The 24,911-nt window shown below is 42.5% G+C and carries 25 protein-coding genes; 22 read left to right on the forward strand and 3 right to left on the reverse strand.

Annotation, left to right across the window (positions count from 1 at the left end; genetic code table 11):
• The first annotated feature begins 228 nt into the window (after positions 1 to 228).
• The 21 genes from RMZ43_RS17370 to RMZ43_RS17470 all read left to right on the forward strand — a co-directional run bounded on the left by RMZ43_RS17370 (position 229) and on the right by RMZ43_RS17470 (position 20,098).
• Positions 229 to 984, forward strand: a complete 756-nt coding sequence (locus RMZ43_RS17370; RefSeq protein WP_322656094.1) for a calcium-binding protein — start codon at positions 229 to 231, stop codon at positions 982 to 984.
• Positions 965 to 1,270 carry a hypothetical protein gene (locus tag RMZ43_RS17375; protein WP_322656095.1) on the forward strand — a complete coding sequence of 102 codons (306 nt, stop codon included), beginning with the start codon at positions 965 to 967 and terminating at the stop codon, positions 1,268 to 1,270. Before RMZ43_RS17370 ends, RMZ43_RS17375 begins: the two co-directional genes overlap by 20 nt.
• A 293-nt stretch (positions 1,271 to 1,563) precedes the next feature.
• On the forward strand, positions 1,564 to 2,166 hold the full coding sequence (locus RMZ43_RS17380; protein WP_322647385.1) for an alpha/beta hydrolase: 603 nt from the start codon (positions 1,564 to 1,566) through the stop codon (positions 2,164 to 2,166).
• A gap of 155 nt (positions 2,167 to 2,321) precedes the next feature.
• The gene (isiD, locus tag RMZ43_RS17385; RefSeq protein ID WP_100897932.1) at positions 2,322 to 2,534 is read left to right on the forward strand and encodes a protein IsiD; all 213 of its coding nucleotides are present in this window, start codon (positions 2,322 to 2,324) and stop codon (positions 2,532 to 2,534) included.
• Between the two features lie 100 nt (positions 2,535 to 2,634).
• Entirely contained in the window at positions 2,635 to 3,870 is a 1,236-nt protein-coding gene (gene coaBC, locus RMZ43_RS17390; protein ID WP_322656096.1) for a bifunctional phosphopantothenoylcysteine decarboxylase/phosphopantothenate--cysteine ligase CoaBC, read from the forward strand.
• A 238-nt stretch (positions 3,871 to 4,108) separates the two neighbouring features.
• Complete coding sequence (locus RMZ43_RS17395; protein WP_322656097.1) at positions 4,109 to 5,272, forward strand: glycosyltransferase family 2 protein; 1,164 nt, start codon at positions 4,109 to 4,111, stop codon at positions 5,270 to 5,272.
• A 95-nt stretch (positions 5,273 to 5,367) separates the two neighbouring features.
• Entirely contained in the window at positions 5,368 to 7,107 is a 1,740-nt protein-coding gene (locus RMZ43_RS17400) for an ABC transporter ATP-binding protein (RefSeq protein WP_322656098.1), read from the forward strand.
• Positions 7,108 to 7,128: 21 nt separating this feature from the next.
• Positions 7,129 to 8,391 carry a glycosyltransferase family 2 protein gene (locus tag RMZ43_RS17405; RefSeq protein ID WP_322656099.1) on the forward strand — a complete coding sequence of 421 codons (1,263 nt, stop codon included), beginning with the start codon at positions 7,129 to 7,131 and terminating at the stop codon, positions 8,389 to 8,391.
• Between the two features lie 22 nt (positions 8,392 to 8,413).
• Positions 8,414 to 9,301, forward strand: coding sequence for a class I SAM-dependent methyltransferase (locus tag RMZ43_RS17410; protein ID WP_322656100.1), 888 nt, complete (start codon positions 8,414 to 8,416; stop codon positions 9,299 to 9,301).
• Between the two features lie 53 nt (positions 9,302 to 9,354).
• Positions 9,355 to 10,296, forward strand: coding sequence for an NAD-dependent epimerase/dehydratase family protein (locus tag RMZ43_RS17415; protein ID WP_322656101.1), 942 nt, complete (start codon positions 9,355 to 9,357; stop codon positions 10,294 to 10,296).
• Positions 10,293 to 11,051 (forward strand): methyltransferase domain-containing protein, encoded by a 759-nt coding sequence (locus tag RMZ43_RS17420; RefSeq protein ID WP_322656102.1) that lies wholly within the window; start codon positions 10,293 to 10,295, stop codon positions 11,049 to 11,051. The genes RMZ43_RS17415 and RMZ43_RS17420 overlap by 4 nt, the downstream gene beginning before the upstream one ends.
• Complete coding sequence (locus RMZ43_RS17425) at positions 11,048 to 12,094, forward strand: polysaccharide deacetylase family protein (protein ID WP_322656103.1); 1,047 nt, start codon at positions 11,048 to 11,050, stop codon at positions 12,092 to 12,094. The genes RMZ43_RS17420 and RMZ43_RS17425 overlap by 4 nt, the downstream gene beginning before the upstream one ends.
• Positions 12,087 to 13,187: a glycosyltransferase family 2 protein gene (locus RMZ43_RS17430; RefSeq protein WP_322656104.1), complete on the forward strand. Its 1,101-nt coding sequence runs from the start codon at positions 12,087 to 12,089 to the stop codon at positions 13,185 to 13,187. Before RMZ43_RS17425 ends, RMZ43_RS17430 begins: the two co-directional genes overlap by 8 nt.
• Positions 13,188 to 13,204: 17 nt before the next feature.
• Entirely contained in the window at positions 13,205 to 14,248 is a 1,044-nt protein-coding gene (locus RMZ43_RS17435; protein ID WP_322656105.1) for a glycosyltransferase family 2 protein, read from the forward strand.
• A gap of 39 nt (positions 14,249 to 14,287) precedes the next feature.
• The gene (locus RMZ43_RS17440) at positions 14,288 to 14,488 is read left to right on the forward strand and encodes a hypothetical protein (protein ID WP_322647300.1); all 201 of its coding nucleotides are present in this window, start codon (positions 14,288 to 14,290) and stop codon (positions 14,486 to 14,488) included.
• A gap of 92 nt (positions 14,489 to 14,580) precedes the next feature.
• A complete protein-coding gene (locus RMZ43_RS17445) occupies positions 14,581 to 15,897 on the forward strand; it encodes a glycosyltransferase family 2 protein (protein ID WP_322656106.1) in 1,317 nt (438 codons plus the stop codon).
• Positions 15,898 to 15,905: 8 nt separating this feature from the next.
• On the forward strand, positions 15,906 to 16,079 hold the full coding sequence (locus RMZ43_RS17450; RefSeq protein ID WP_322656107.1) for a hypothetical protein: 174 nt from the start codon (positions 15,906 to 15,908) through the stop codon (positions 16,077 to 16,079).
• A gap of 103 nt (positions 16,080 to 16,182) precedes the next feature.
• On the forward strand, positions 16,183 to 16,953 hold the full coding sequence (locus RMZ43_RS17455) for a class I SAM-dependent methyltransferase (RefSeq protein WP_322656108.1): 771 nt from the start codon (positions 16,183 to 16,185) through the stop codon (positions 16,951 to 16,953).
• A complete protein-coding gene (locus tag RMZ43_RS17460) occupies positions 16,946 to 18,250 on the forward strand; it encodes a glycosyltransferase family 4 protein (protein ID WP_322647304.1) in 1,305 nt (434 codons plus the stop codon). Before RMZ43_RS17455 ends, RMZ43_RS17460 begins: the two co-directional genes overlap by 8 nt.
• Positions 18,251 to 18,615: 365 nt before the next feature.
• On the forward strand, positions 18,616 to 18,972 hold the full coding sequence (locus tag RMZ43_RS17465; protein ID WP_104900334.1) for a hypothetical protein: 357 nt from the start codon (positions 18,616 to 18,618) through the stop codon (positions 18,970 to 18,972).
• A gap of 103 nt (positions 18,973 to 19,075) precedes the next feature.
• Entirely contained in the window at positions 19,076 to 20,098 is a 1,023-nt protein-coding gene (locus tag RMZ43_RS17470; protein ID WP_322656127.1) for a spore photoproduct lyase family protein, read from the forward strand.
• Between the two features lie 98 nt (positions 20,099 to 20,196).
• Here RMZ43_RS17470 and RMZ43_RS17475 read toward each other — a convergent pair whose 3' ends face one another.
• The gene (locus RMZ43_RS17475; protein ID WP_322656109.1) at positions 20,197 to 20,355 is read right to left on the reverse strand and encodes a hypothetical protein; all 159 of its coding nucleotides are present in this window, start codon (positions 20,353 to 20,355) and stop codon (positions 20,197 to 20,199) included.
• A 287-nt stretch (positions 20,356 to 20,642) separates the two neighbouring features.
• Between RMZ43_RS17475 and RMZ43_RS17480 the strand changes: the two genes are divergently transcribed.
• Positions 20,643 to 22,124: a site-2 protease family protein gene (locus tag RMZ43_RS17480; RefSeq protein WP_322656110.1), complete on the forward strand. Its 1,482-nt coding sequence runs from the start codon at positions 20,643 to 20,645 to the stop codon at positions 22,122 to 22,124.
• A 76-nt stretch (positions 22,125 to 22,200) separates the two neighbouring features.
• Here the strand turns inward: RMZ43_RS17480 and RMZ43_RS17485 are convergent, their stop codons facing one another.
• Both RMZ43_RS17485 and RMZ43_RS17490 read right to left on the reverse strand, forming a co-directional pair.
• Positions 22,201 to 23,457, reverse strand: coding sequence for a glycoside hydrolase family 10 protein (locus RMZ43_RS17485; protein ID WP_322656111.1), 1,257 nt, complete (start codon positions 23,455 to 23,457; stop codon positions 22,201 to 22,203).
• Positions 23,458 to 23,553: 96 nt separating this feature from the next.
• A complete protein-coding gene (locus RMZ43_RS17490) occupies positions 23,554 to 24,513 on the reverse strand; it encodes a hypothetical protein (protein WP_322656112.1) in 960 nt (319 codons plus the stop codon).
• Positions 24,514 to 24,911: the final 398 nt, after the last annotated feature.

Here is a 24,911-nt window from a genome sequence, read left to right on the forward strand (position 1 = left end):
TCCTCAAGCCTTAATCATACCTGTAGGGCTACAATCGGTAAACCACAAAGGCGTACTGGCTTCTCTGTAAGTCAAAGAGACAATCTTCAAAGAAAAATTTGTAACTCTCAAGGTTGACATGAAAGAACGTCTAAATGTCAACATTCGGCTAATTTTTGTGCTATACAGCCTTAACTGCAACTTGAGAACTTAATTTACTCGAAAAATCGATTCAGGTAGGAAAAAATTATGGCAAATATCATTAGAATCAAGGGGAATGATACCCTAGTCGGCACTAACAGCGCAGATACAATTAATGGTAATGGTAATGGTAACGACTCATTTGTTGATCAGGATAACGATAGTCTGACTGGTGGCGGTGGCAAGGATAAATTTGTCTACAACTTAAACTATTACTCTAATAGCAACACCGATATTATTACTGATTTTGGTGGCGTAGGTAAGGGTATAACTCCCTCAGCAGCAGTCATTGCCGAAGTGGATACCATCCAATTCCAAGGCTATTATTATACTCCTCAATATCTGCTGCTTACTCAAAACGGCAGCAATCTGGAAATCACCTTTGAAGGGCAGGCTTTTTCAAAAGTTATCCTTCAAAACTTCCAATTAGAAAACCTGGATAATCTGCCAGCAACTTCTTCACAACCTGCTATTGGCAATATCCTGTTTAATGGACAAACCAGCATCACCGACAGTTTTGATGTGTTTAATGCCAACTCCACTCAAACTAACCTGTTCAATAAGAACACAGTGACATTCCTCAATGACCTTGACAACAAGATTACAGGTTTCGACAACCCAAATGATGTGGTGAATGGTCAAGGGGGTAATGACAAAATCGATGGCTTGAGTGGTGACGACCTGCTGCGTGGTGGTACGGGCAATGATACTCTCATTGGTGGTGAAGGGGATGATCTCCTCAACGGTGGTACGGGCAATGATTCCCTCAACGGCGGTGAAGGAGATGACTATTGCTTTCAATAGTTTCAATGAAGGCATTGATAGACTGTATAACTTCGATGCAACTAATGAACTTATTCAAGTATCGGCTGCTGGCTTTGGTGGCGGGTTATCACCAGGTTCACTTCAGACAAATCAGTTTAGCATCGGAGCATCTGCAACCACTAGCACTCAGCGATTTATTTACAACGATGCTACAGGTGCATTGTTCTTTGATCAAGATGGCAGTGCAAGTGCCTTTACTCAGGTACAATTTGGACAACTTTCGAGTGGGTTGGTACTAACCACAAACAATTTTGTGGTTGTTTAATTGTGATTAGCGCTCTATCACTCTAAGCAGAGAAAAGAGAAAATGGTCGGATTGTGAGGTGTCTAAAATAGCAACTCGCATCCGATTTATCAATGCAATTATAACAAGCGATCGCGCGTGGAATTCTTTACCGGAGGGAGTTTACAAACAATATTGGTACTCCTTTTTGATTTATGCAAGAGGTTTATTCTTTAGGCAGGCAACAAATACTGCTAAATACTAAGTCCACTTGAAGAGATAGGATCTATGTACAAAAAGATAATTTTAGGAGTAAACCTCTGTCTTTACAAGCTATCACCGTTAAGAGAGATTCTCAACCCCCCTCCGGCTTAATTGTCACCTTGCATGGTTGGGGTGCTAATGCTGAGGATGTAGCATCTTTGTTACCTTTGCTCAACTTACCCGATTACCAATTCGTATTACCCAATGCACCTTATCCTTATCCCTATTCTCCAATAGGGAGGGCATGGTATGACCTACGGGTGGAGAATATGTATCAAGGATTGCCAGAAAGTCGGCAACTGCTAATAGATTTTTTGCAATCTTTAGAAAGTACCACTGGCGTACCTTTGTCACGCACCATTTTAAGTGGGTTTTCTCAAGGCGGGGCAATGACTTTAGATGTCGGTTCAAAATTGCCTTTAGCAGGTTTGGCTGTTATGAGTGGGTATTTACATCCTGATGCAGTAACGGCAGATCAAAAAGGGATTCCGCCAACTTTAATCACTCATGGGAGATATGATGAAGTTGTGCCCCTGCAAGCTGCTTTGAAGGCACAAGAAACCCTCAAGTCTCTAAAAGTGGCAGTAGAATACCACGAATTTGATATGGGGCATGAAATAAATCCACAAACGTTAGAGGTGCTACGAAATTTCGTTGTAAATACAATTGCTTAGTCAGGATTACGAATTTTTTATAAATTATGGTACAAATTCTGACAATTTTCACGAAATTAATGACTTCTAATGAGTAATATATATTGGGTGGCTGCGAAAGAGCGCAACTTAACCCATGCTGAAGGCGAGTGCTGCATAAGGGAGGGGCAAGCATTATGACAACTCTAAGCATTTCCAGGAAAGAAATTGCTGCCATGACTGTGGCAGAAGTAGAAGAACTGGCTACACGTCTGGAGCTAGATAATTATAGTAATGCTTTTGAGGGTTTAAATGATTGGCATTTATTGCGAGCGATCGCATTTCAGCGTCCAGAGTTAGTTGAACCCTATATCTACCTCTTAGACTTGGAACCTTACGATGAAGCGTAACAATTTTGGATTTTAGATTTTAGATTTTAGATTGGGGTCAACTGGCTAAAATCGAAGATTATCAGGGTTAATGTATTACCTGGTTGCTTTGAGAGTTACAATGCCCTTACCACTTAATCCAAAATTCAAAATTCAAAATCCAAAATTGAACAGAGTTCTAATTGCTGTAGGTGGCGGTATCGCCGCCTACAAAATCTGTGCATTAGTTTCGACGCTGTTTAAAACTGGGGTGGAGGTTCGAGTTATCCTCACCCGTTCGGCGCAAGAATTTATCACACCTCTGACAATAGCCACACTATCTCGTCATCCCGCCTACACAGATGATGATTTTTGGCAACCAACTCACTCTCGCCCGTTGCATATTGAGTTGGGTGAATGGGCGGATGTCATGGTAATTGCCCCCTTAACAGCTAATACATTAGCAAAGCTAGCCTACGGAATGGCGGATAATTTGCTCACAAATACCGTGCTGGCTTCTACTTGTCCCGTGTTATTAGCACCCGCAATGAATACGGATATGTGGGAACAGTTATCAGTGCAGCGAAATTGGCAACAGCTATTGACAGATAGCCGATATCATGGAATGAATACAGCATCAGGATTATTAGCGTGCGATCGCGTCGGTGCTGGTAGATTAGCAGAACCTCCAGAAATTTTGGCTCACATCCAATCGCTGTTACACACTCAAGGTAAACGAGATTTAGTAGGGAAACGAGTATTAATTAGCGCTGGAGGAACGCGAGAATATCTTGACCCAGTGAGGTTTATTGGTAATCCTTCCACAGGTAAAATGGGATTAGCTTTAGCACAAGCGGCACTTCACCGAGGCGCAAGTGTCACGCTAGTACATGGCCCAGCTAATTGGGATGTACCATTAGGAGTCCAAGCAATTCCCGTTATTAGTGCCGAGCAAATGCAGCAGGCTATGCTGGAATATTTACCCAACGCTGATGTCATTGTGATGTCAGCAGCCGTTGCAGATGTGAAGCCACGAGATTATAGTACAGAGAAATTACCCAAGCGATCGCTCCCCCAAGCTTTACCCCTAGAACCTGTACCCGATATAGTCGCCCAATTAGCAAAACTTAAACAGCCGCATCAGATATTAATTGGTTTTGCAGCACAAACTGGGGATATTATCAAGCCTGCATTAGAAAAATTACAGAGTAAAAAACTTGATGCTATTGTTGCTAATCCCATCGATCAACCTGATAGTGGTTTTGGGAGTGATAATAATCAAGCAATATTTTTAGATAATCAAGCTAATAAGCTTGCAATTGCACCTTGTTCTAAATTAGAAATGGCCCATCATTTATTTGATTTTGTCCTATTTTGATCAACAAGTTCCCTAATCCCTAGTACTGCGCCAAGACACAAAAATAAATTTATTTTTGCGTCTTACAGATAGATTGACATTTTAAATTACATCATTTAATGTAACTAGAAATTGATGTAAGAAGTCAAGCTTTATATATCAAGCTTTTAATCAGCTTGATTGTTCAAAAATCAAATAGGAACCTTATATAAATAGTTCACAAAATCTTGATTTATTAGATTATAGCGCAGTTAACAACATGATAATAGAATCCCCTTTAGTTTCTGTTATTGTACCGGCCTACAATGCTGATACTTTTATTGAACGGACATTGAATTCTATACTCACTCAGACGTATATAAATATTGAAGTGTTAGTTGTTGATGACGGATCTGAAGACAGAACTGGTGAAATCGTAAAATCTTTTATTGAGAAAGACAATCGTGTAATTCTATTGAAACAGAAAAATGCAGGGGTAGCCGCTGCTCGCAATTTAGCAATTGAAAAGTCTAGGGGTGAATATATAGCACCAATTGACGCCGATGATATTTGGTATCCCCAAAAACTAGAAAAGCAAGTGCAATACATGTTGGAAGCAGACCAATCTCTAGGATTAGTCTACGCCTGGTCACTGAGGATTGATGAAAACGATTTAATTTTTGGGATAAGTAATATTGAAGATTATAAAAATTTCCTTACTGTGGAGGGAATTGTTTATCCTGCGCTAGTTTACACCAACTTTATAGGCAATTCTAGTGCACCTCTGATACGGCGCTCTTGTTTAGAAAAAGTCGGTTTTTACAACTGCAAGTTTAAGGCGTATAATGCTCAAGGTTGCGAAGATTGGCATCTTTATCTGCGTATTGCTGAACATTATAAGTTTGGGGTAGTAAGAGAATTTTTGATTGGTTACCGTCACGTAAAGGGAAGTATGTCTTGTAATTATCTTTCAATGGAAAAATCTTACAATCTGTTGATAGCAGAATTTCGACAAAGGCATCCACAAATTCCTAATTATATTTACAATTTGTCTGCTAGTAATTTTTATTTCTACTTATTAAGAGCAAGTCAGGAGTGTGGAGATTATTGGAATACTCTGATTTTTGGATATAAAGGCATAAAATTAGACTATATTCAAGTTTTTACATTATTCAAATACCAGTTTTGGATTAAAGTTGTTTTAAAAATTGTACTTGAACCAATTATGTCTTTCATGGGTCTTAAACATGACTATTTGTATAAATATTTCAAAATTAGAAAATATCATAAAATATCATATGTAGATTTTGTAATTGCAATTACAGAGAATCAGATAGAAATTAACAAACAGCAAAACTCGGCGAAGCAATACGATAAAATTAAATTGCAAAGATGGTTGCAAATTTTGCGGTTTTCTCAAGCATTTGAATTATCAATCAATTAAGAATAGGGTTCCTCAAAAAGATTTTGAGTAAAAAACTTCAAATTCCAGAAATTAAGTTAATTAAAAGGCTATTGCCTTTACTGAAAAATTATCCTATGGCAATAGTGATCGTTGTCATTTTAGGGATACTATCATCTTTTTTTGAAGGACTGGGAATCAGCTTATTTATTCCACTGTTGCAAAGTGTGGTTCAGACAAGTTCATCAGTTGCAAGCAGCAATTTTTTTGTAGATTTTCTCAATCGAATATTTATTCATGTTTCAACGAATAACCGTTTTATAATTATTACTCTTTGTATTTTAGGCAGTATTTTTTTTAAAAACTGCTTGGTTTATGGTAATTCAATATTATTTGCTTGGTTAAATGCACAAATTAGACATCGGTTGCGATCAGGAATTTTCCAACAATTGTTGACTTTAAGCTATAGCTTCTTAGAAAAGAATGAATCAAGCGAGTTGATGAACACGCTGGCTAGTGAAACTTGGCGAACTGGGCAGGCTTTATCTACCCTAATTGGGATCATCATCACTAACTGTACAGTTGTTGTTTATACAATTATATTGCTGCTGATTTCATGGCAATTAACTTTGTTAGTATCTGTCTTAATAATTTTGGTTTCTCTTGGGATTAGGTTCGTTACACGTCAGGTAAAATATCTGGGAGAACAAGCAGTAGAGGCTAATTCTGCTCTGGCAAAACGGATGTGGGAAGGGTATTCAGGGATGAAAGTTATCAGAGCTTTTGGGCGTGAAGCTTATGAACAAGAGCTTTTTGATACTGCATCAAATAAGGTAGTCAATACATTTTTTAAACTTGATATTGTATCAGGAATAGTAGAACCGATATCTGAAATTTTATCGGCAGTTATACTAATGTTAATCCTCGTGATTGCACTGTTGATAGACCGGAATGCATTACCTAATTTACTAACTTTTATATTTATTCTCTATCGCCTACAACCTCGGGTACAGCAATTAGATAGCTCTCGTGTCAGTCTACTGGCTTTAAGTAGTTCTGTAGATGAAGTAATGTCCCTTTTAGAATCCTCTGATAAACCTTATATTCATTCTGGTAGTATTCCTTTTAAAAGTTTGGAGCAAGGAATTTATTTTGAATCTGTTGAGTTTCGCTATAATCCTCAGGACAAACTTGCAATTCAAGATATTTCAATTTGTATTCCCAGAGGTAAAACCACTGCTATAGTAGGCCCTTCGGGAGCAGGTAAATCCACAATCATTGGCTTGATATGCCGATTTTATGATACTAGCTCAGGAGAAATTTATATCGACAATTTCCCCATAAAAGAATTGAATTTAACTGACTGGCGTAATCAAATTGCCATTGTCAGTCAGGATATCTACATGTTTAGTACAACGGTGCTGGAGAACATTGCCTATGGTCGGTTAGATGCGACAAAAAAGGAAATTATCGCAGCTGCAAAACTTGCCAATGCCCATGAATTTATTAGTCAACTACCTCAAGGTTACGACACTAAGGTAGGCGATCGCGGAATTCGCCTCTCAGGAGGACAAAGACAGCGCATAGCCTTAGCTCGTGCTATTGTCCGCAACCCAGAGATTCTGATTTTGGATGAGGCGACGAATGCTCTCGATAGTATTGCCGAACACTTAATCCAAGATGCTCTCAATACCCTCAGTCAAGATCGCACAGTTATTGTCATCGCCCACCGCCTATCTACTATTGAACAAGCAGATCAGATCGTTGTGTTGGATGAGGGACGGGTGATGGAACAGGGTAATCTTCAACAGTTACTTAAGATCAACGGACTATTTGCCCAGCTTTATCACTTGCAATACCGCAATGCTAGCAATTAAGGAAACAACCTTAACTTTACTATGTCCTATAGCATCATAGAAATCGAAGTAACACAACCTTTACCTACCATATCGCTCTCAAACAGAGATACAGGTATTGCTATAATTTTGCGACGCAAAGATCGGCCTATCGGTTTTTTGATGAAAGCACTACCAGCAAGTAGTCAAATCACCCCAGAAAACCTAAGTCAATTTATCGCCGAAGAGGCAGGAGCTAAACTACTTCAGGAGAGTATTCGGGAAGAATTGACGGCTTTAGAGCATCAACAAGAAGAGGCGGGGATACAGGTACACGGGGACACTACCCCTGCGAGTCTCTTCTTTAAAATACCTTTGCCTTCTTTAACGGTGGCAATTTGTACCAAAGATCGCCCAGAAAATTTAGCTCGGTGCTTGCAATCTTTACTAAATTTGCAACCATCTGCGTGGAAATGGGAAATTTTGGTAATTGATAATGCTCCTAGTGATGAACGCACCAAAGAACTAGTAGCCTCATTCCCTAAAGTCCGTTATGTTCGAGAACTAAAACCTGGTTTAAACTTTGCCCGAAATTGCGCTTTGCATTCAGCAATGGGAGAGCTTGTGGCTTACTTAGATGATGATGTTCTTGTAGACCGAAAATGGCTAGAAGGTTTGATGGAAGCATGGACAGAAAATCCTGATGCTGCCGCTTTTACCGGACTGGTACTGCCTTACGAGTTAGTTGCAGACGCTCAAATTCTCTTTGAACAAAGAGGCGGCTTTCGTCGCGGTTTTGAAAAAATTCGCTACGGTCAAATTTTACCAGGTAATCCGCTACACCCTTGTGGAGCAGGAATCTTTGGAGCAGGTTGCAATATGAGTTTGCGCCGGAATATTTTATTAGAAATCGGCTGCTTTGATGAGGCTTTGGATACAGGAGCAACTTTGCCAGGTGGTGGGGATTTGGATATTTTTTATCGGGTGATTCGAGCAGGTTATCCACTGGTATACGAACCCAAATATTTGGTGTTTCACCAGCACCGTCGGAAATATACCCAACTGCGTCGCCAATATTGGACTTGGGGATTAGGATTCATGGCTTTTGTAGTTAAATGTTACCAAAGTGACCCTCCCCAACGTTCCAAATTGCGCCGTCTTGTCTGGTGGTGGTTTAGGGATCAATTGAAGCAATTAAAAAATAGTTTGAGGGGTCGTCATGTCTTACCGCCAAACATGATTTTAGCAGAATTGTGGGGGGGAATTGTAGGCATTCTAGGAGAATATTCCCGCTCTTTAAGGCGTATTGAGCAGATTCGCAGGTAATTTTCTTAAATCTTAATTAATCATGTCTAAAAATGAGATAAAGATAGATTTCACCAAGCCAGCTAATGTCGATTTCCTCCAAAACCTACTGGTTTGTCCATTATGTCAAGCCAGACTAAATTTTTATCCTGATGCGATCGCTTGTACCTCATGCGCTCAAAAATTTCCTCAGGTTCAGAAAAATTGTATCGACCTTCTCCCCCATCATTTAGTAGAAAATGAATGGAATCAGTGGGGAGAGCGTCAGCAGGAGATGGAGCAATGGTACAGTGACTTGATAGCTATCCCCCTCCATGCAGAATGGTGCTTTGCCAACGATTACACCCCCTATGCTCCCCTTTTAGCCACACTATCAGGACTTGTCTTAGATATTGGTGGAGGAAATGGAGTTGTGCGTCACTTTCTACCTAAAGATGTGCAATATATCCTGCTGGAACCGAGCTTAGAATGGCTCGGTACTGAGTGGACATTAATCGCCAAGCGTTATCCCTGCATGGAGACGAAACCCTTGTTTGTCCGGGGCATCGGAGAGTATCTACCATTCCCTGAGCAATCGTTCGATGCCGTACTGTCCTTCTGGAGCATGAATCATGCCCATCAGCCAGAACAAGTTTTTCATGAGGTTTATCGAGTACTGCGAGCAGGAGGTCGTTTCCTAGTTATTTTGGAGGATATGGAACCACTTTGGCGCGATTTCGTGGCTCGAAGCTATATAAATCTGGGTGTAACTCATTGGGCACGCACATTTGTTCAGAAACTCTCTTGTCTCGGTAGACAAAAATGGCCTTTACAAAGCGATCATGTCCGGATTCGAGAATCAGAAATTCAGCAATGGATAGCGGGAAATTTTCAGATTGTGCGGCGATCGTGGATTGGACAATACCTGACATTTGAACTGCAAAAAATTTAAATAAGTTGGAATTTGAGAATTTGCTAACTTTCTATTCACATTAGGCGTTAGTCATGCATTTTGTTATTACTGGTGGTGCTGGTTTTATTGGTTCTCACCTCGTAGAAGAGCTTTTATTAGAAGGTCATAGCATAACTGTGGTAGATAATTTGACTACAGGTAGCCAACTCAATCTGCCTAAGCATCCTCGTTTAGAGCTGTTGGAAAAAGATATCTTAACTTGCCAGCCCAAAGATTTTGTCAGTCGTATTGATGGAATTGCCCACCTGGCAGCAACTTCATCTGTTAGAGAATCTTGGTTGCGACCACTAGAGACTCATCACAATAATCTCTCGACAACAATAGCTGTCATTCAACTGTGCGAAGCCTTAAATATCCCTAGATTCGTCTTTACTAGCTCGGCTGCTGTATATGGAAATGTATCAAAGCCCTTAATTACCGAAGAACTAGACTCTTATCCTACTTCTCCTTACGGTTTGCACAAACTAGTTAGTGAGCAATATGGCAATTTATTTACCAAAAAACTTAACTTTAGCTTTGTAGCACTACGCTTATTCAACGTATTTGGCCCACGACAAAAACCAGATTCTCATTACGCTGGTGTTATTTCCTTATTTGCTACAGCAATGCAGCAGAATCTTCCCATTACCATTTATGGCGATGGTTCTCAAACGAGAGACTTTGTTTATGTTAGAGATGCAGCGATCGCATTGACCAATGCCTTAACTATTCCCTTGTCTCCTGGCACAAGCTTAACTTGTAATGTTGGTACAGGAAAGTCAACTTCTATTATCAAACTTATGGATATTTTGAAAACTTACTTCCCCCAATGGAAAGCAAAAATTAATTATGCTTCACCCCGTTTAGGAGAAATTCAGGATTCACAGGCTGATATATCAAGAGCCACATCGACTCTGGGTTTTAGACCTCAATGGTCTATTGAGTCTGGGTGTCATCTTTTAATCGAATCAATGCATAAAGAAAGAATGACATGAAAAATCTAATCAAGCTGATAGCACGGCGGACATTGCCTGCTGCCTACAGTTGGCTAGCGGCTCAAAGGCAAGATGATCGCTATCCTCCATCAGTGGGGAAGGTGAAATTCGGAAGCCTGCGGCGGGTAGAACCTATCAGCCAAGAGTTTGGCTTTGACCGAGGAGATCCGGTTGACCGTTACTACATTGAAAATTTTCTCGCTGATTATGCTGAAGACATTCACGGGCGCGTCTTGGAGATTAAAGACAACTCCTATACCCAAAAGTTTGGCGGCGATCGCGTTGTCAAAAGCGATGTGCTTGATGTCATCGAGGGCAATCTAGAGGCGACAATTATAGCAGACTTGACCTGTGCCGACCAGATTCCATCAGACAGCTTCGACTGTTTAGTAGTGACGCAGACGCTGCAAATGATTTACGATACCAAGGCAGCACTCAAAACGATCCACCGCATCCTCAAACCAGGTGGAGTAGTGCTGGCTACCTTTCCTGGCATCAGTCAGATCAACAACGATGACGACGAGTACAACGGTTCTTGGTATTGGAGCTTTACAAGCTTATCAGCACAACGGCTATTCGAAGAAGTCTTCCCTAAATCTAATGTCAAAGTCGAGAGTTATGGAAATGTACTAGCAGCAATTTCCTTTCTCCAGGGGCTGGCAGTAGAAGAACTACGCCGAGAAGAACTAGATCACCGCGATCGCCATTATGAAGTCATTATCACAGTTAGAGCCGTGAAATCGGAGGTGATATGATTAGCTTACCTGGTTTAAGTAAACTGCGGCAGACTGCTCGGCGGATCAGAAAACGACTCACACCAGGCGGACTCATCCTGCTTTATCACCGCGTTGCTCAAGTGGATTCTGACCCGTGGTCGCTATGCGTTAGCCCAAGTCACTTCGCCGAACACTTGGAAGTTTTACACAGATTTGGTCGCGTGGTACAGTTGCAGCAATTGACCCAGACTCTTGAGCAGGGAAAGCATCCACATCGACAGTTTGTGATCACCTTTGATGATGGTTATGCCGATAATCTTGATAACGCTAAACCATTATTAGAACACTATGACAAACCAGCAACGGTCTTTGTGACTAGTGGGCATATAGGGAGTCAGCATGAATTTTGGTGGGATCAACTAGAAAGGCTGTTGCTGCAACCAGGGACATTACCAGAAAAACTTGTTCTCACGATTAATGGCAGCAGCTATGAATGGGAATTAGGCGCATCGACCTACTACAGCAAGGAGTCCTATCAACACCATCATTCTTGGCGTGCTTCAAGACAGGATAGTCCCACTCCTCGCCATTCTCTTTACTGCTCGCTTTATCCTTTACTGCGCCCTTTGCTGGAAAACGAACGACAAAAGATTCTCGATCAACTACTGGTATGGACAGGCGCGAAGCCGTCAAACCGCCTGACTCACCGCTCTTTAACACCAACCGAATTATCTGTTCTAGAGCAAGGAGGACTCATAGAAGTTGGCGCTCATACAGTAACACATCCGTTTCTCTCTGCCCTACCAGCGCCTTTACAACAAGAGGAAATCCAGCGTGGCAAAGCAGAGTTAGAGGAGATTTTAGGACACTCAGTATCTAGTTTCGCTTATCCCTATGGGGATTATACGGCCGAAACAATCCCCATTGTGCGAGCAGCCGGATTTGCCCGCGCCTGCTCCACTACTATTGCTTATAGTATCGGGCGACACGCCGACTGTTTTCAGCTACCTCGTGTTGTAGTCGAAGATTGGGATGGAGATGAGTTTGCTCGTCAGCTAAAGGGGTGGTTGTTTGATGAGTGAGCGATCGCTCGATACTGCTTCAACAAATATGAATTTATACAAGGGTGGAAATCTAATGATTCACAAGCCATTAGTCTCCGGCATCATTATCTTCTTAAATGGTGAGAAATTCATCCAGGAAGCGATCGAAAGCGTGTTTGCTCAGACCTATAAAAATTGGGAACTTTTGCTAGTAGACGACGGCTCAACCGACAGCAGCACTGCTATTGCTCTAGGTTTTGCCCAACAGTACCCTGGTAAAGTACGCTACCTGGAGCATGAAGGACACCAGAATTGCGGTATGAGTGCGGCGCGCAATCTAGGTATCAGCAATGCTAAAGGTGAATATATCGCCTTCGTAGATGCTGATGATGTCTGGTTGCCGCACAAACTAGAACAACAGGTGGCAATCCTAGACTTACAACCTGAGACAGGCATGGTTTATGGGTCTACTCAGTTTTGGTTTAGCTGGACAGGAAATCCAGAAGACCTTCAGCACGACAGTCTACGAAGAGTTGGCATTCCGTCCAATACGCTGATGCAACCGCCAGATTTGCTCGTTCTTGTCTTGCAAGACGAATTCCAGACACCAACACCAGGAATATGTAGTGTTCTCATCCGAAAGCAGGTAATCGAAGATATAGGTGGATTTGAGGACACATTCCGAGGTATGTATGAGGATCAAGCCTTTTTCGCCAAAATTTATCTCAAGTCACCCGTCTTCGTGCTAGGTGATTCCTACGACAGCAGATATCGGCAGCATCCAGATCAATGCTGCTCTGTTGCTACAAAAACAGGACAATGGCATGGCTCACAACCTAATCTAGCACGCCTGACTTACCTCAACTGGCTAGCAGATTATTTGTCTGTACAAGGAATTGAGGATACCGAAGTCTGGCAGGTTCTCCAACACGCGCTCTGGCCGTATCACCATCCTATCTTGTACCGCCTGTTAGAACTGAATCAATATTTGGCAATGCTGATACAAGAAGGATTCCAGTATATGCTGAGGCAGATGAAAGATTTATTGAAACTAATAGGACGGTGGATATTGCCCGTACCCACGCGTCGTTGGTTACAGGCACAACGGCAGCGTAATAGTGTGATTAAGTAATGCTTGTTTAATTTTCCATGAGTAAGAAACATTTCTATCCTACTGCCATTACACCCGTTCCAGATGGAATGACCCGCCCTCTGTGGTCGGTAATGATTCCTACCTTTAATTGTGCCAATTATTTGCGCCAGACATTGGCTAGCGTGTTAGCTCAAGATCCTGGAGCTGAAGTCATGCAGATTGAGGTGATTGATGATGGCTCTACTCAGGACGATCCAGCTACAGTTGTTGAAGAATTGGGACAAGGCCGTGTTGGTTTCTACCGACAGAAAGCAAACGTAGGCTATATCAGAAATTTTGCAACCTGCTTGCAGCGATCGCGTGGCAAATTGATTCATCTGCTACATGGAGATGATTATGTACGTGATGGCTTTTATCGCAAGCTGCAACAAGCTTTTGAGCAGAAACCAGAGATAGGCGCTGCCTTCTGTCGCAGCCTTTACATTGATGAGCAAGGACACTGGCAAAGCATTTCCCTCTTAGAGCTACCTGAAAGTGGCATTCTCAGTAATTGGTTGGAGCAAATTGCTGCTGGACAACGCCTAACCACGCCTTCAATTGTGGTACGACGCGATGTCTATGAAAAACTCGGCGGATTCAACCCTTGTTTTTCCTGTGCTGGTGAAGACTGGGAAATGTGGGTGAGAATTGCTGCCCATTACCCAGTCTGGTTTGAAGTCGAGCCACTAGCGGCATATCGCGTCAAGCGCTCTGGCTCTCTGACTGGAAATTCTGCGGCTACTGGTGAGTTAGTTCGAGATATGCGTATAGCAACTGAGATTATTGAATCCTACTTGAGCGCCTATTTGCCTAAACGCCACGCTCAGGAACTTTTAAATAAAGCAAGAAAGGAATATGCTCGCTGGGCCATTGAAATAGCACGGCAAATGTTGATTGTGGGTAACTTGAGTAGGGCGATCGCTCAGATTCAAGAAGCGTTTAAATGTAATTCCTCCTTGAGAATTATCTGTTCAGTTATAAAGTTTTTCTTACTGGAAGGAGGACGTTGCAGTTGGCGGTATTTACGCAAGGGTATGCCATCTCGCCAAAAAAAGACATAGTTTTTTAGCATATTGTTATATCAAGTCTAGTAGATTGAAATGAAGAAGAATTCAGAAGTCAGAAGTCAGGAGTCAGAACAAGAAAGTGGGGGATTCAGACCCGCCACTACGAAAGTTGACCACCAAATCTATGATTTGGAGGGGGTGCAAAAACGCCGCTTATTCATCCACTTTTTCGTGACGCTCGTAGACTCGCTATCGCTGCGCTATCAGAATTCAATTCTGAATTCTGGCTCCTAACTCCTGAATTCTGTTTGATAACTTCGTCTCGCTTAAGGGAATTGGTTGTGGAAGTTAACGGCGCGTTGAGCAAATGAGTGAAGGTGATGCTTATGAAGCCCTTTAGGCCTTGGCAGGTTCTACACCTAGAACTGAGTCAAAAATTCTCCAAGTTACCCTTAATACCTGAGCTTGGGGGACTTTATGTGGTGTTTTGGTGGCAAGGCGTTCCTCTTGGTCATCAAGAGATATTAGCTGCCCAGTTACCAATGCCTGCTACGCAACTAGCTAATCTGGCTGTACAAACCATCGCTTTGGCAGTTGGCGATCGCCTTTTTAGCTCCAGTAGCAAAACATCTAAATTGTCTAAACTGGAAAACTTCCAGTTTCTGATGGCATTAAAGCAACCTCTCAAAGAACTCCAGGAAACTTGTTCGCAACCTGTAAGTGCTACTGTTTCTGTAGTCGTCTGTACGCACAACCGACCAGAGGAGTTGGCAAGATGTTTGCGATCGCTGCAAAATTTATCCCCGGTTCCCCAACAGATTATAGTTGTAGATAATGTTCCAAATTCCGATGTTACACATCAACTAGTTGCTCAATTCTCCGATATTCAATATGTCTTAGAACCACGTCCTGGGCTGAGTGTAGCCCGCAATACTGGCATTTCCCACAGTATCGGCGACATCATAGCCTTTACCGATGATGATGTCGTGGTTCATCCTAATTGGATTGCACGATTGCAGCAAGGCTTTCAAAACCCAAAAGTCATGGTAGTCACTGGGTTAATGCTACCCGCGGAACTAGAAACAGAGGCACAATTAATTTTTCATAGAGGTGCTGGTGGTCCAAGTTGGGGATACCGCACTGTTACCTTTGATCCTCAGTTCTTCACCGAGATGAAATCTCAAGGTGTCCCGGTTTGGCAAATTGGTGCTGGAGCTAACATGGCATTTCGACGTCAGGCTTTTGATCTGGTAGGGTACTTTGACGAACGTCTTGGAGCAGGAGCTTCTGGATGTAGCGAAGATTCCGAATTCTGGTACAGAATTCTTGCAGAAGGCTGGCTTTGTCGCTACGAACCAACGGCTGTGATTTATCATTACCATCGCCGAGACATTGATAGCTTAAAAGACCAAGCATATCAGTATATGCGGGGACATGTTGCAGCGCTTTTAGTGCAGTTTGCTAACTACAAACACTGGGGCAATATCCGCCGTCTTTTTTTAGTTTTGCCAATTTACTATTACCAGCGGTTTTTACAAGAACTTAAAACAGGCTTTCAATTCAGACACAGTTCCCTCTTCGCAGAAATTTCTGGATGTTTAGCAGGGGTCAAATTTTATATGGATAACCGTAAGGTTGCAGCTTTTCAAGCCCTCCCCAGTCAGCCAAAACATAACCACATAACAAAAAAAGTTAAGTTATAAATATAACCATGTCAAATTCTTATTTAACTTGGTTGTTTGAGTTTATTAATTCTACTTTTTATTCTTCAGTAGATGTGTTTAAGCAAGCTTTAAAATTTGCACTTAGACGCGGCAATCTGAAATTTGCAGATATCGCCATCACCTGGGCTTTTGTGCGCGGTAAATGGGTAGGAAAAGCTTGAATGCTCTGCATGGAAGTTCAAGAGCGGCAAGCTTTATTAGAATGTGCCAAATTAGCTAATGCAAAAAATTAAAAATATCGTTTATTAATTACCAATTCTAATTATGTTAACTTTATCATCCAAGCAAAATAAAGCTGATAAAACACCTTTAGAAAAGTTTCTCGCACATAATCCTTTCCCCGAACCACTCACCCAAGGCTTTTTTTATCGGGAAAAAATGCGTGCTATTCATAACATTGCTCCCAACCAACCATTACAAATAATTCTCGAAATAGGTGGTGGACAAAGTGGCTTAAGTGCCTTGTTATATCCACAAGCACAAATTACCAACTTAGACTTAAATCCCGAGTATGCTCAAGCTCCCTGCAACCAACAAGAACGGGTATGCTTTGTCTGTGGAGATGCAACTGCTTTACCTTTTGAAAATAACTCCTTTGATGCGGTGACAATGTTCGACCTTTTAGAACACGTCCCAGATCATCAAAAGGCAATAACAGAGGCTTTGCGAGTGCTGCGACCAGGTGGTTTTATTTTGATTAGTACTCCCAATGAAAATTGGCGGTTTCCCTACTACAAATTTATGAAATCCATCTGTCCTAGTGAGGCAGAAATTATGGCAGAATGGGGTCATGTCCGGCGTAGCTATACTTTGACAGAACTTCAGGTTTTGATAAGTTTACCTTGTCAGGAGTATGCCACGTTTATCAATCCCCTCACAGTACTCGGTCATGATATTTCATTTTCACGGTTATCTCACCGTCAGCGTCAATTTTTGTGTAAGATGCTTAGTCCTCTGACATGGCTAAGTTATTACCTGCACCAGCCGCACTCAATGGGTACAGAAACCGCATCGGTTTGGCAAAAGCATGAATAATCAGTTACAATCGACAATCGCTTTGCTACACTGGGGCGATTTAATCGAAGACTTTTTGGACACCATCGGGGTTTCGTTTGAGGCTTTTTGCAACGAGATGACAGGTGGCTGGATGTTTGGTTACATCAGTGCTTTGAAACTAGCTGGTGTGGGGACGGTGCTGTTCTGTATTTCTGCTCGTGTTACTGAACCTATGCGCTATACCCACAAGGTTACAGGTGCAACTATTTGTGTGTTGCCTGCTCCCAAAATTTACCACGTTGCTCGGCATCATATACCCAATCCTTATGCTTGGAATCTCAACGAAGCAATTGGAGAAATTCATGGTATCCACCGCATCCTCTTAGCAATCCTCAAAGACATATCACCTTATCTGGCAACACCTCTAGTCGGACTGGCGCGGGAACTGCGGCACCAAGGTTGCCAAGCAATTCTCTGCCAAGAGTACGAATATGCTCGTTTTGATGTATGCGTACTCTTGGGAAAGTTAATCGGTTTGCCTGTATTTGCAACTTTCCAGGGAGGTGACTTTCAATTATCACGATGGGAACGTCCTTTGCGCCCTCTGACAGTGCGACTTTGTGCTGGTTTGATTGTGGCAACTCAAACCGAGGTGCAGCGAGTGCAGTCCTCCTACGGCATCCCGTCTGCAAAGCTAGCACGAATTTTCAACCCATTGGATGTCATAAATTGGCAGGCTATAGATCGTAGTGAAGCTAGAACGGCGTTGGATATCCCCCTTAATGCTCAGGTGGTAGTGTGTCACGGGCGTATTGATATACACCGCAAGGGTCTGGATATTCTCTTGGATGCTTGGAAGCAGGTATTGAGCGATCGCCCTGAAAGAGACTTGTGGTTGCTACTTGTAGGAACAGGCAGCGATGCCGCCAAGTTACATCAACTGATTGGCGAAATGCAACTACATAGGGTGCTGTGGGTAGATGAATATGTGCGCGATCGCACTGTAATTCAACGTTACCTGTCGGCTGCTGATGTTTATACTCTCCCCTCCAGACACGAAGGCTTTCCCGTAGCTCTTATCGAAGCCATGTCCTGTAGCTTACCTGTGGTAGCGACTGACGCGCCCGGAGTGCCTGATATCCTAGAGGGCGGTGAGGCATCGGGTGGGTTGGTAGTGCCGCGTGGCGATGCTATGGCACTGGCTTTAACTCTAGGTCGTATCTTAGACAACCAGGCTTGGGGGCGCGAACTAGGTAAGCTTGCCCGATGTCGGGTGGTGGAGTGCTTTTCTTTGGAGGCAATTGGTAAGCAATTGCGTGACTTTTTGTTCAGTTGATAATCTATCTTACCTCTTAGGGACTTCCAACTAAAAAAATATTCTATTGTGGTGTAGGCAGTTCTTGCTGGGAGCAAGGGGGAAAACCGAGACGGAAGCTCAGACTCTGCCCCGGTCAAGCTCCGTGAAGAGCGGGGCGGAGTACCCATGTTCCGCTCCGCTCTACTTCTAGTGTTGGGCTTGCTCCCCCAGCAAGAACTGCTCCCTTCCCCCCTGCCTCTTCCGGTCAAACTCCAGAACAAGCCCAAAAGCTGGGAAAGGAAACTACTACTTTGAATTGGGTATAACCCGTATGCTCTATGGCTTCAAGTCACTTTTCTAGATTTTACAATATAAGTAAGAGATAAAGATAACGCTTCAATTATATGAAAATACTCTCATCAGAACTAGTCCATTTGGGATTTGGCAAATATGTGCGTTCTGACCAAGTGACAGCAGTTATACCAATAGAAGAGGAGCGGGGCCCAGGGCGACGAACCTTTGTTCATGTTCAAGGGCAAAATGATCCAATTATCGCCTCTCGCGCTGAAGATACCATCGTGCGTGATTTGGTACAGGAACCACGCGAAGTTACCCAAGCTCGTCAGCAGCAGGAAATTCTTCAAGATTTATTGGTTAATTTAGCTAATGTTAATTCAACTGTGCGCCGAATTAACCGTGATGAAGGCAGTTTGGATCTTGATTTGTTAGAGCGACGAATTAAGCAAGTCCTGGAAAATTAATTGCAGAAGTCAGCAAACTAAATAACGGAGAAAGATATTGCTGAATACCATTACAGACCAAGTTTCAGTATTAGAGACACAAACAAGATCACCAAGGTTGTGGATACCTGAACGGGTACTGTTTACACCTGCTGCCCTAGATGAGGATTGGGGGCAGCAGATTCTTAAACGTGTGCAGTCACTCAACTTACCAATAGAAGAACTATCACAGAACCGTCTGAAGGGTCTGCGCGGTGAATCTGAGCGGGATACTTACAACATCGCCAAGCGTACCTTAGCGGTAGTTACTGCACCACCCAGTTCTTTTAAATTGAGTCCCATCCCACCCTCTGCGGATTGGCAGTTTCACCTTGCCGAAGGTTGTCCAGCTCACTGTCAATACTGCTACCTAGCGGGTAGCCTGTCGGGGCCACCTGTCATCCGCGCTTTTGCCAATTTACCGCAGATATTAGAGAACTTAGCTAACTACGAGCAACAGGGTAAAAACACAAGTTTTGAAGTTAGCTGTTACACAGACCCATTGGGTATTGAGCATTTAACTGGAAGTCTTGCCGAATGTATCCGTTACTTTGGCACTCGTAGCAATGCACATCTACGTTGGGTATCGAAGTTTGATGCTGTGGATGGATTACTCGACTTACCGCACAATGGGAATACTCGCTGTCGGATGAGTGTTAATGCAGCACCAATTTCTGGGAAGTTTGAAGGTGGCACGGCATCCGTAGCATCTAGACTGAATGCGTTACGACGGTTGGCGCTACCACAAGAGCGTGGCGGTGGAGGTTATCCAATAGGTTTGGTGATCGCGCCAATTATGCCGATAGACGATTGGCAGATACACTATAGTCGTTTGTTTGACCAGATAAACGAGGCACTAGATTTTGACTGTAACCTTACCTTTGAGTTAATCTCTCATCGGTTTACACCTGGGTCAAAAGAAGTGTTACAAACTTGGTATCCGCAATCCAAATTAGAGATGGATGAGGCAAAACGCAGCGTCAAGCGTAATAAGTTTGGCGGGACTAAATACGTTTATGAAAAAGACACAATGAAGGCGTTGCGTAGCTTTTTTGAGGGTGAGATTAGTAGGCGCTTTCCAAATGCTGAAATTCTTTATTGGACTTAGAAGAATACTTCGCTTAAATACAGTTTGAACTCTTAACCTACTCATTTGAAGGGCTGCCAGATCCCCGACTTCTTAAGAGCAGCCCTCCCGTAGTAAAGCTACGCTGTACACACAAGTCTCTTGACCTGCACCTTTGTTGCATCGACCTGCACCTTTGTTGCATTGACCTGCACCTTTGTTACATCGACCTGCACCTTTGTTACATCGACCTGCACTTTTGTTACATCGACCTGCACCTTTGTTGCATCGACCTGCAAAGATTAACCTACCCTATGTTAAGCAGTAACTTTAAAAGATTTGTGTGTACACAGTAGACATCTCCGAAAATGAATTGTTTTGACGTTGCAATGCAATGAATGTAGAGACGTTGCATTGCAACGTCTCTACAAGGGTTTCAGGTAACGCATAATTAATTTCACCAGATGTCTAGTAGCCCACCCAAAGCAGGATAATTTGGGCAGATTACAGGCGGCGTTATACATTAATAAGTGTATCTGCAATACCGGACTTGTTCTGGCTTAGTCTCAATAGCAAAGGTTTGGAGATGTTTACTTTATCAGAAACTTCTATCCTGGCGGCAATCCTACTGGTAGCTTTAGGCATTTTGGGCTGGGGCTTTTATCGCGCCAGACCTTTTGGTAAACTGGGAATCTTAGCCTGGTTACAGTCGGTGGTGTTGATGACTCCCTGGCTCCTGTTTTTTGGATTGTTTGCCGCAGGGATTTATATCAATATAGCGGGTATATTGTTCTTAGTGGTAACTTCCGCCGGATTGTACATCTACTTGGGCAGACAGTTACGCCAAGCTGGGCAAGATGCCATCCTCAAGCAACGCGCCACAGAAAGACTTGCTGCTGTTTCCTCACTTGAAGCAAATTCCCCACAACCAAAAGTAGCAGAACTGAAACCGGAGATCCCACCGATACCAGAAGAAGACTTGAATGCAGTTAAAAGAATTTTCGGTATCGATACGTTTTTTGCTACAGAAACCATCGCTTACCAAGATGGAGCCATTTTCAAAGGTAATTTGCGGGGAGAACCAGAAGAGACTCACAACCGTCTAACTGCAAGTTTACAGCAACGCCTTGGCGATCAATATCGCCTGTTTTTAGTCGAAAATACAGACGGCAAACCAGTGGTAATCGTTCTGCCGAGTCGCAATGATCCCCGGCCGATTAGCTTATCGCAAAAAGCTTTTGCAGGTATTCTGTTGATAGCGACCATTGCCACGAGTTTAGAAGCTGCGGGATTACTGCTGAATTTTGATTTCTTTGACAATCCAGGGCGATTTCAAGAAGCTTTGCCCATAGGCACTGGGATATTTGCGATTTTAGTAGCTCACGAAATCGGTCATTGGTTACTTGCTCGGCGTCACCAAATTCGCCTTAGCTGGCCTTTCTTTCTGCCGGCTGTGCAAATTGGTTCTTTTGGTGCAATTACCCGCTTTGAGTCTCTATTGCCCAACCGCAAGGTATTATTTGATATCGCCTTGGCAGGGCCAGCCGCAGGTGGTATTGTTTCTTTGTTAATGCTGGTGACGGGCTTGGTGCTTTCTGGCCCGGGTAGTTTATTTCAATTGCCAAATCAGTTTTTCCAAGGGTCAATTTTGGTGGGAAGCTTGGCGCGAGTTGTCCTCGGTTCGGCGTTGCAATCATCCCTAGTAAGTGTTCATCCCTTAGTGATAATTGGTTGGCTGGGGTTAGTAATTAACGCTTTGAACTTAATGCCCGCCGGACAACTTGATGGTGGACGCATTGTTCAGGCGATTTATGGACGCAAAACCGCAGGACGAGCAACAGTAGCAACTTTAATTTTACTAGCGCTAGTGTCTCTCGGTAATACTCTAGCCATGTACTGGGCGATCGTGATTTTCTTCTTGCAACGGGATCAAGAACGCCCCAGTTTGAATGAAATCACTGAACCCGATGATGCTAGAGCCGCTTTAGGGCTTTTGGCTCTATTCTTGATGATTACTACGCTTCTACCCTTAACTCCCGGCTTGGCTGGGCGTTTGGGAATAGGATAGAGAGACGCGATTAATCGCGTCTGTACAAGAGTTGGAAGAATTCTGCCCATCTCCCCACTCCTCACTCCCCACATTTCTACGGTTTCCAACCTGCTAGTAAATTCGGGTAAGCCGTTGGTGTGGGGAAAATTTTCTGGAAGGCAGTTTGACGCTCTTGGGGCTTTTCTTTGCTCATGTTCCAGAGGGTTTCATAGAAAAAGAAAGAGACTCCAGCGAAATTGCGATCGCGTACTTTTTGCACTTGTGTCTGAATCTGCTGCATTGGCACAGATCGATTTTTTAACCCAGCCAAAATGCCTATACTCACAGGAATATGGCTCTTGGCTGCTTTCACTTCTGGATACTCTAATTCGCTGATAAAAACATTCAAGTCATCACGATATATCTGCAAAACTAAGTCTTCAATAATTCCCATCCGTTCCCACTTCTGCCAGTCTGCTAAAGAGAAGTCATAGGAAAAACGTTGAGGATTAGGAGCAACGGAAACCAAGCAATCTTTTTTATTAGCTTTAATAGCTGTAAATACCCGCTTCATAAACTCGGTGATTTTATTAGCTCTCCAGCGTACCCATTCTGGATCTTGAGGGTTTTTCGAGGGAGCTTTACCACCGTGTTCTTTTTTGTAAAGTGCCACTGTATAGGCATCGTAACCTAATTCTGATGGTAAGCCAAAATGGTCATCAACTTGAATACCATCGATATTATAGTTTCTAACAATTTCAACGATTAAATCTTGAATAAACTGTTGTACTTCTGGGCGAAAGGGATTTAGCCAAACGCGATTATATATGCCTTCTTTGACAATCCTAGTTCCATCGCTGCGACTGGTGAGCCATTGGGGACGATTTTTAGCTAATAGAGAATCTGCTGGTGCCATGAAGCCAAATTCAAACCAGGGAATTACTGTTAAGCCTTTTTGATGTCCCACATCGACAATTTCTTTCAGCATATCTCGCCCTTTTAATCCCGGTGTGGGATCGAGCGATCGCCCAATAACTTTGGCTGCAACTTTGCTAGGATACAATGTATATCCCCAATTCCAAACCGCCGGATATATGGTGTTAAAATTGAGTTCATCAAGGCGTTGCAAAGATCCCTTGAGGCGATCGCGCTCAAATAACACATCACTATCAATATTTGTTAACCACACTCCCCTTAACTCAGATTTTGGCGTTTGCGGCAGATTAATTTGAGCGTTTAAAGGGAACGATAGCATCACCGTAGCAACTACACTCAAGCTAGCTATAACGGCAAAAAAAAGAGATTTTCTGCTTTGGTGAATATTCCACCAAGAATGAAACTCAACACACCACTTTATAAACCTTTTTATCATTTGGTTACAAACATGATCAAATTATGAGCAATCAGCATGAATAGCGATCGTTTCGATTGTAAGCGCTAAAACAATCACTATTCATACACAGGTTTCTTATTTGGCGCTAGCTATGAGATCATTCCAGGCTTTGACTGATGCTTGTAAATTCTTTGGTAGGTTATTTCGAGAAATATCGTTATACTGAACCGTACCCTCAAGGCTTGTAAGAGTATAAGTGATAAAGTCAGCAGAACCACTGGGGGCTGGGTAACTCAGATTCTTGAATTTACTAAATTGAAAACGTTCTAGCGATCGCACAAATTGTTGCACCTGTTGCACAGAAACGCGGCGAACACTACGCTCAGAATCATTTGCATCACCAATCCGCACCCGAATCAATTGTCCATCTTTGAGTAAAACAGTCTCGTAAGTTCTACCAGCAAAACCACCACTGGAAATTTGCCGAAATACTATATGTCCAGCTAATGGTGGTGGTAACTCGCTGGCTGGAATTCGTACCGGGGTTAGTGGACTTGAGCTAGCCTTTTCATTTAGCCTGAGTGTGGAACCTGTTTGATTGGTATGATAAACCAAGGTTTGTTCATCTTTGCCTACAACCACTCGCCAACCTGGTACCAAAGCTTCGGTACAGAATTCATCAGCATTAGCTAATTCTAAACAGCCATTTTTCCAAGTTTGCTGTTGAAATTCAATGATTCTTAGCTGAGAAATTGGCTGTTGCAAACGTTTGGAGGCGGCTTGCAAAACAGCATTTTTTACAGATGTGGGTAATTTATTTTGTAGATTGTTTGCTAAAGCTAAACGTAGCGATCGCTCATTGTTACGGTCTAAATCTTGCAGGACTGCGTTAGCTACTGGACGTGGCAAATGGTTTAGTTTAATATTGTCTTTGAAAATTTCATTGCTTGTTTCTAGCGATAACTTTGCAGTAGCGCCTGTAGCACTTTTGATAAATGTTAAACTGCTAGGAACAAACAAAATTCCAGTCAAAATCAAAATAGTGAAAATTCGGGCTTGATTGGGGTTAAAGTAGTCTTTCAACATTAATTTCATAGTAAGATTTAGTAAAGAGTTATAGAACTCATAAATATTATCTAGCCAATAATATATAATAGAGTATAGAATTCTAAAATTTCATAAGTTAGAATTAATTTAGTACCTGTCTTCTAAAACAGATATAAAGACAGACGTTGATGTAGTGATTGTTTGTTCCTTATAGCGATTCTCATTTGAATTAGGGACACACCATTTGCGTGTCTCTACGAGTATCTGTGTTCATCTCTGGTTAATTATTCTTTCTGTAGCTTACCCATGCGGAAAGCGTTATACAGCAGATTGTAAACTTGGTGAAGTATAGATAATCGTAATGGGCACAAAGTTTTGTCACCCTAGCCGTGTACTTCATTTACCTGAAATACGCTTTATACAAATTTTGGATAAAAATACACTTA

Source organism: Nostoc sp. CmiVER01, from assembly GCF_034531135.2.
In the GTDB taxonomy this organism is placed as follows: domain Bacteria; phylum Cyanobacteriota; class Cyanobacteriia; order Cyanobacteriales; family Nostocaceae; genus Nostoc.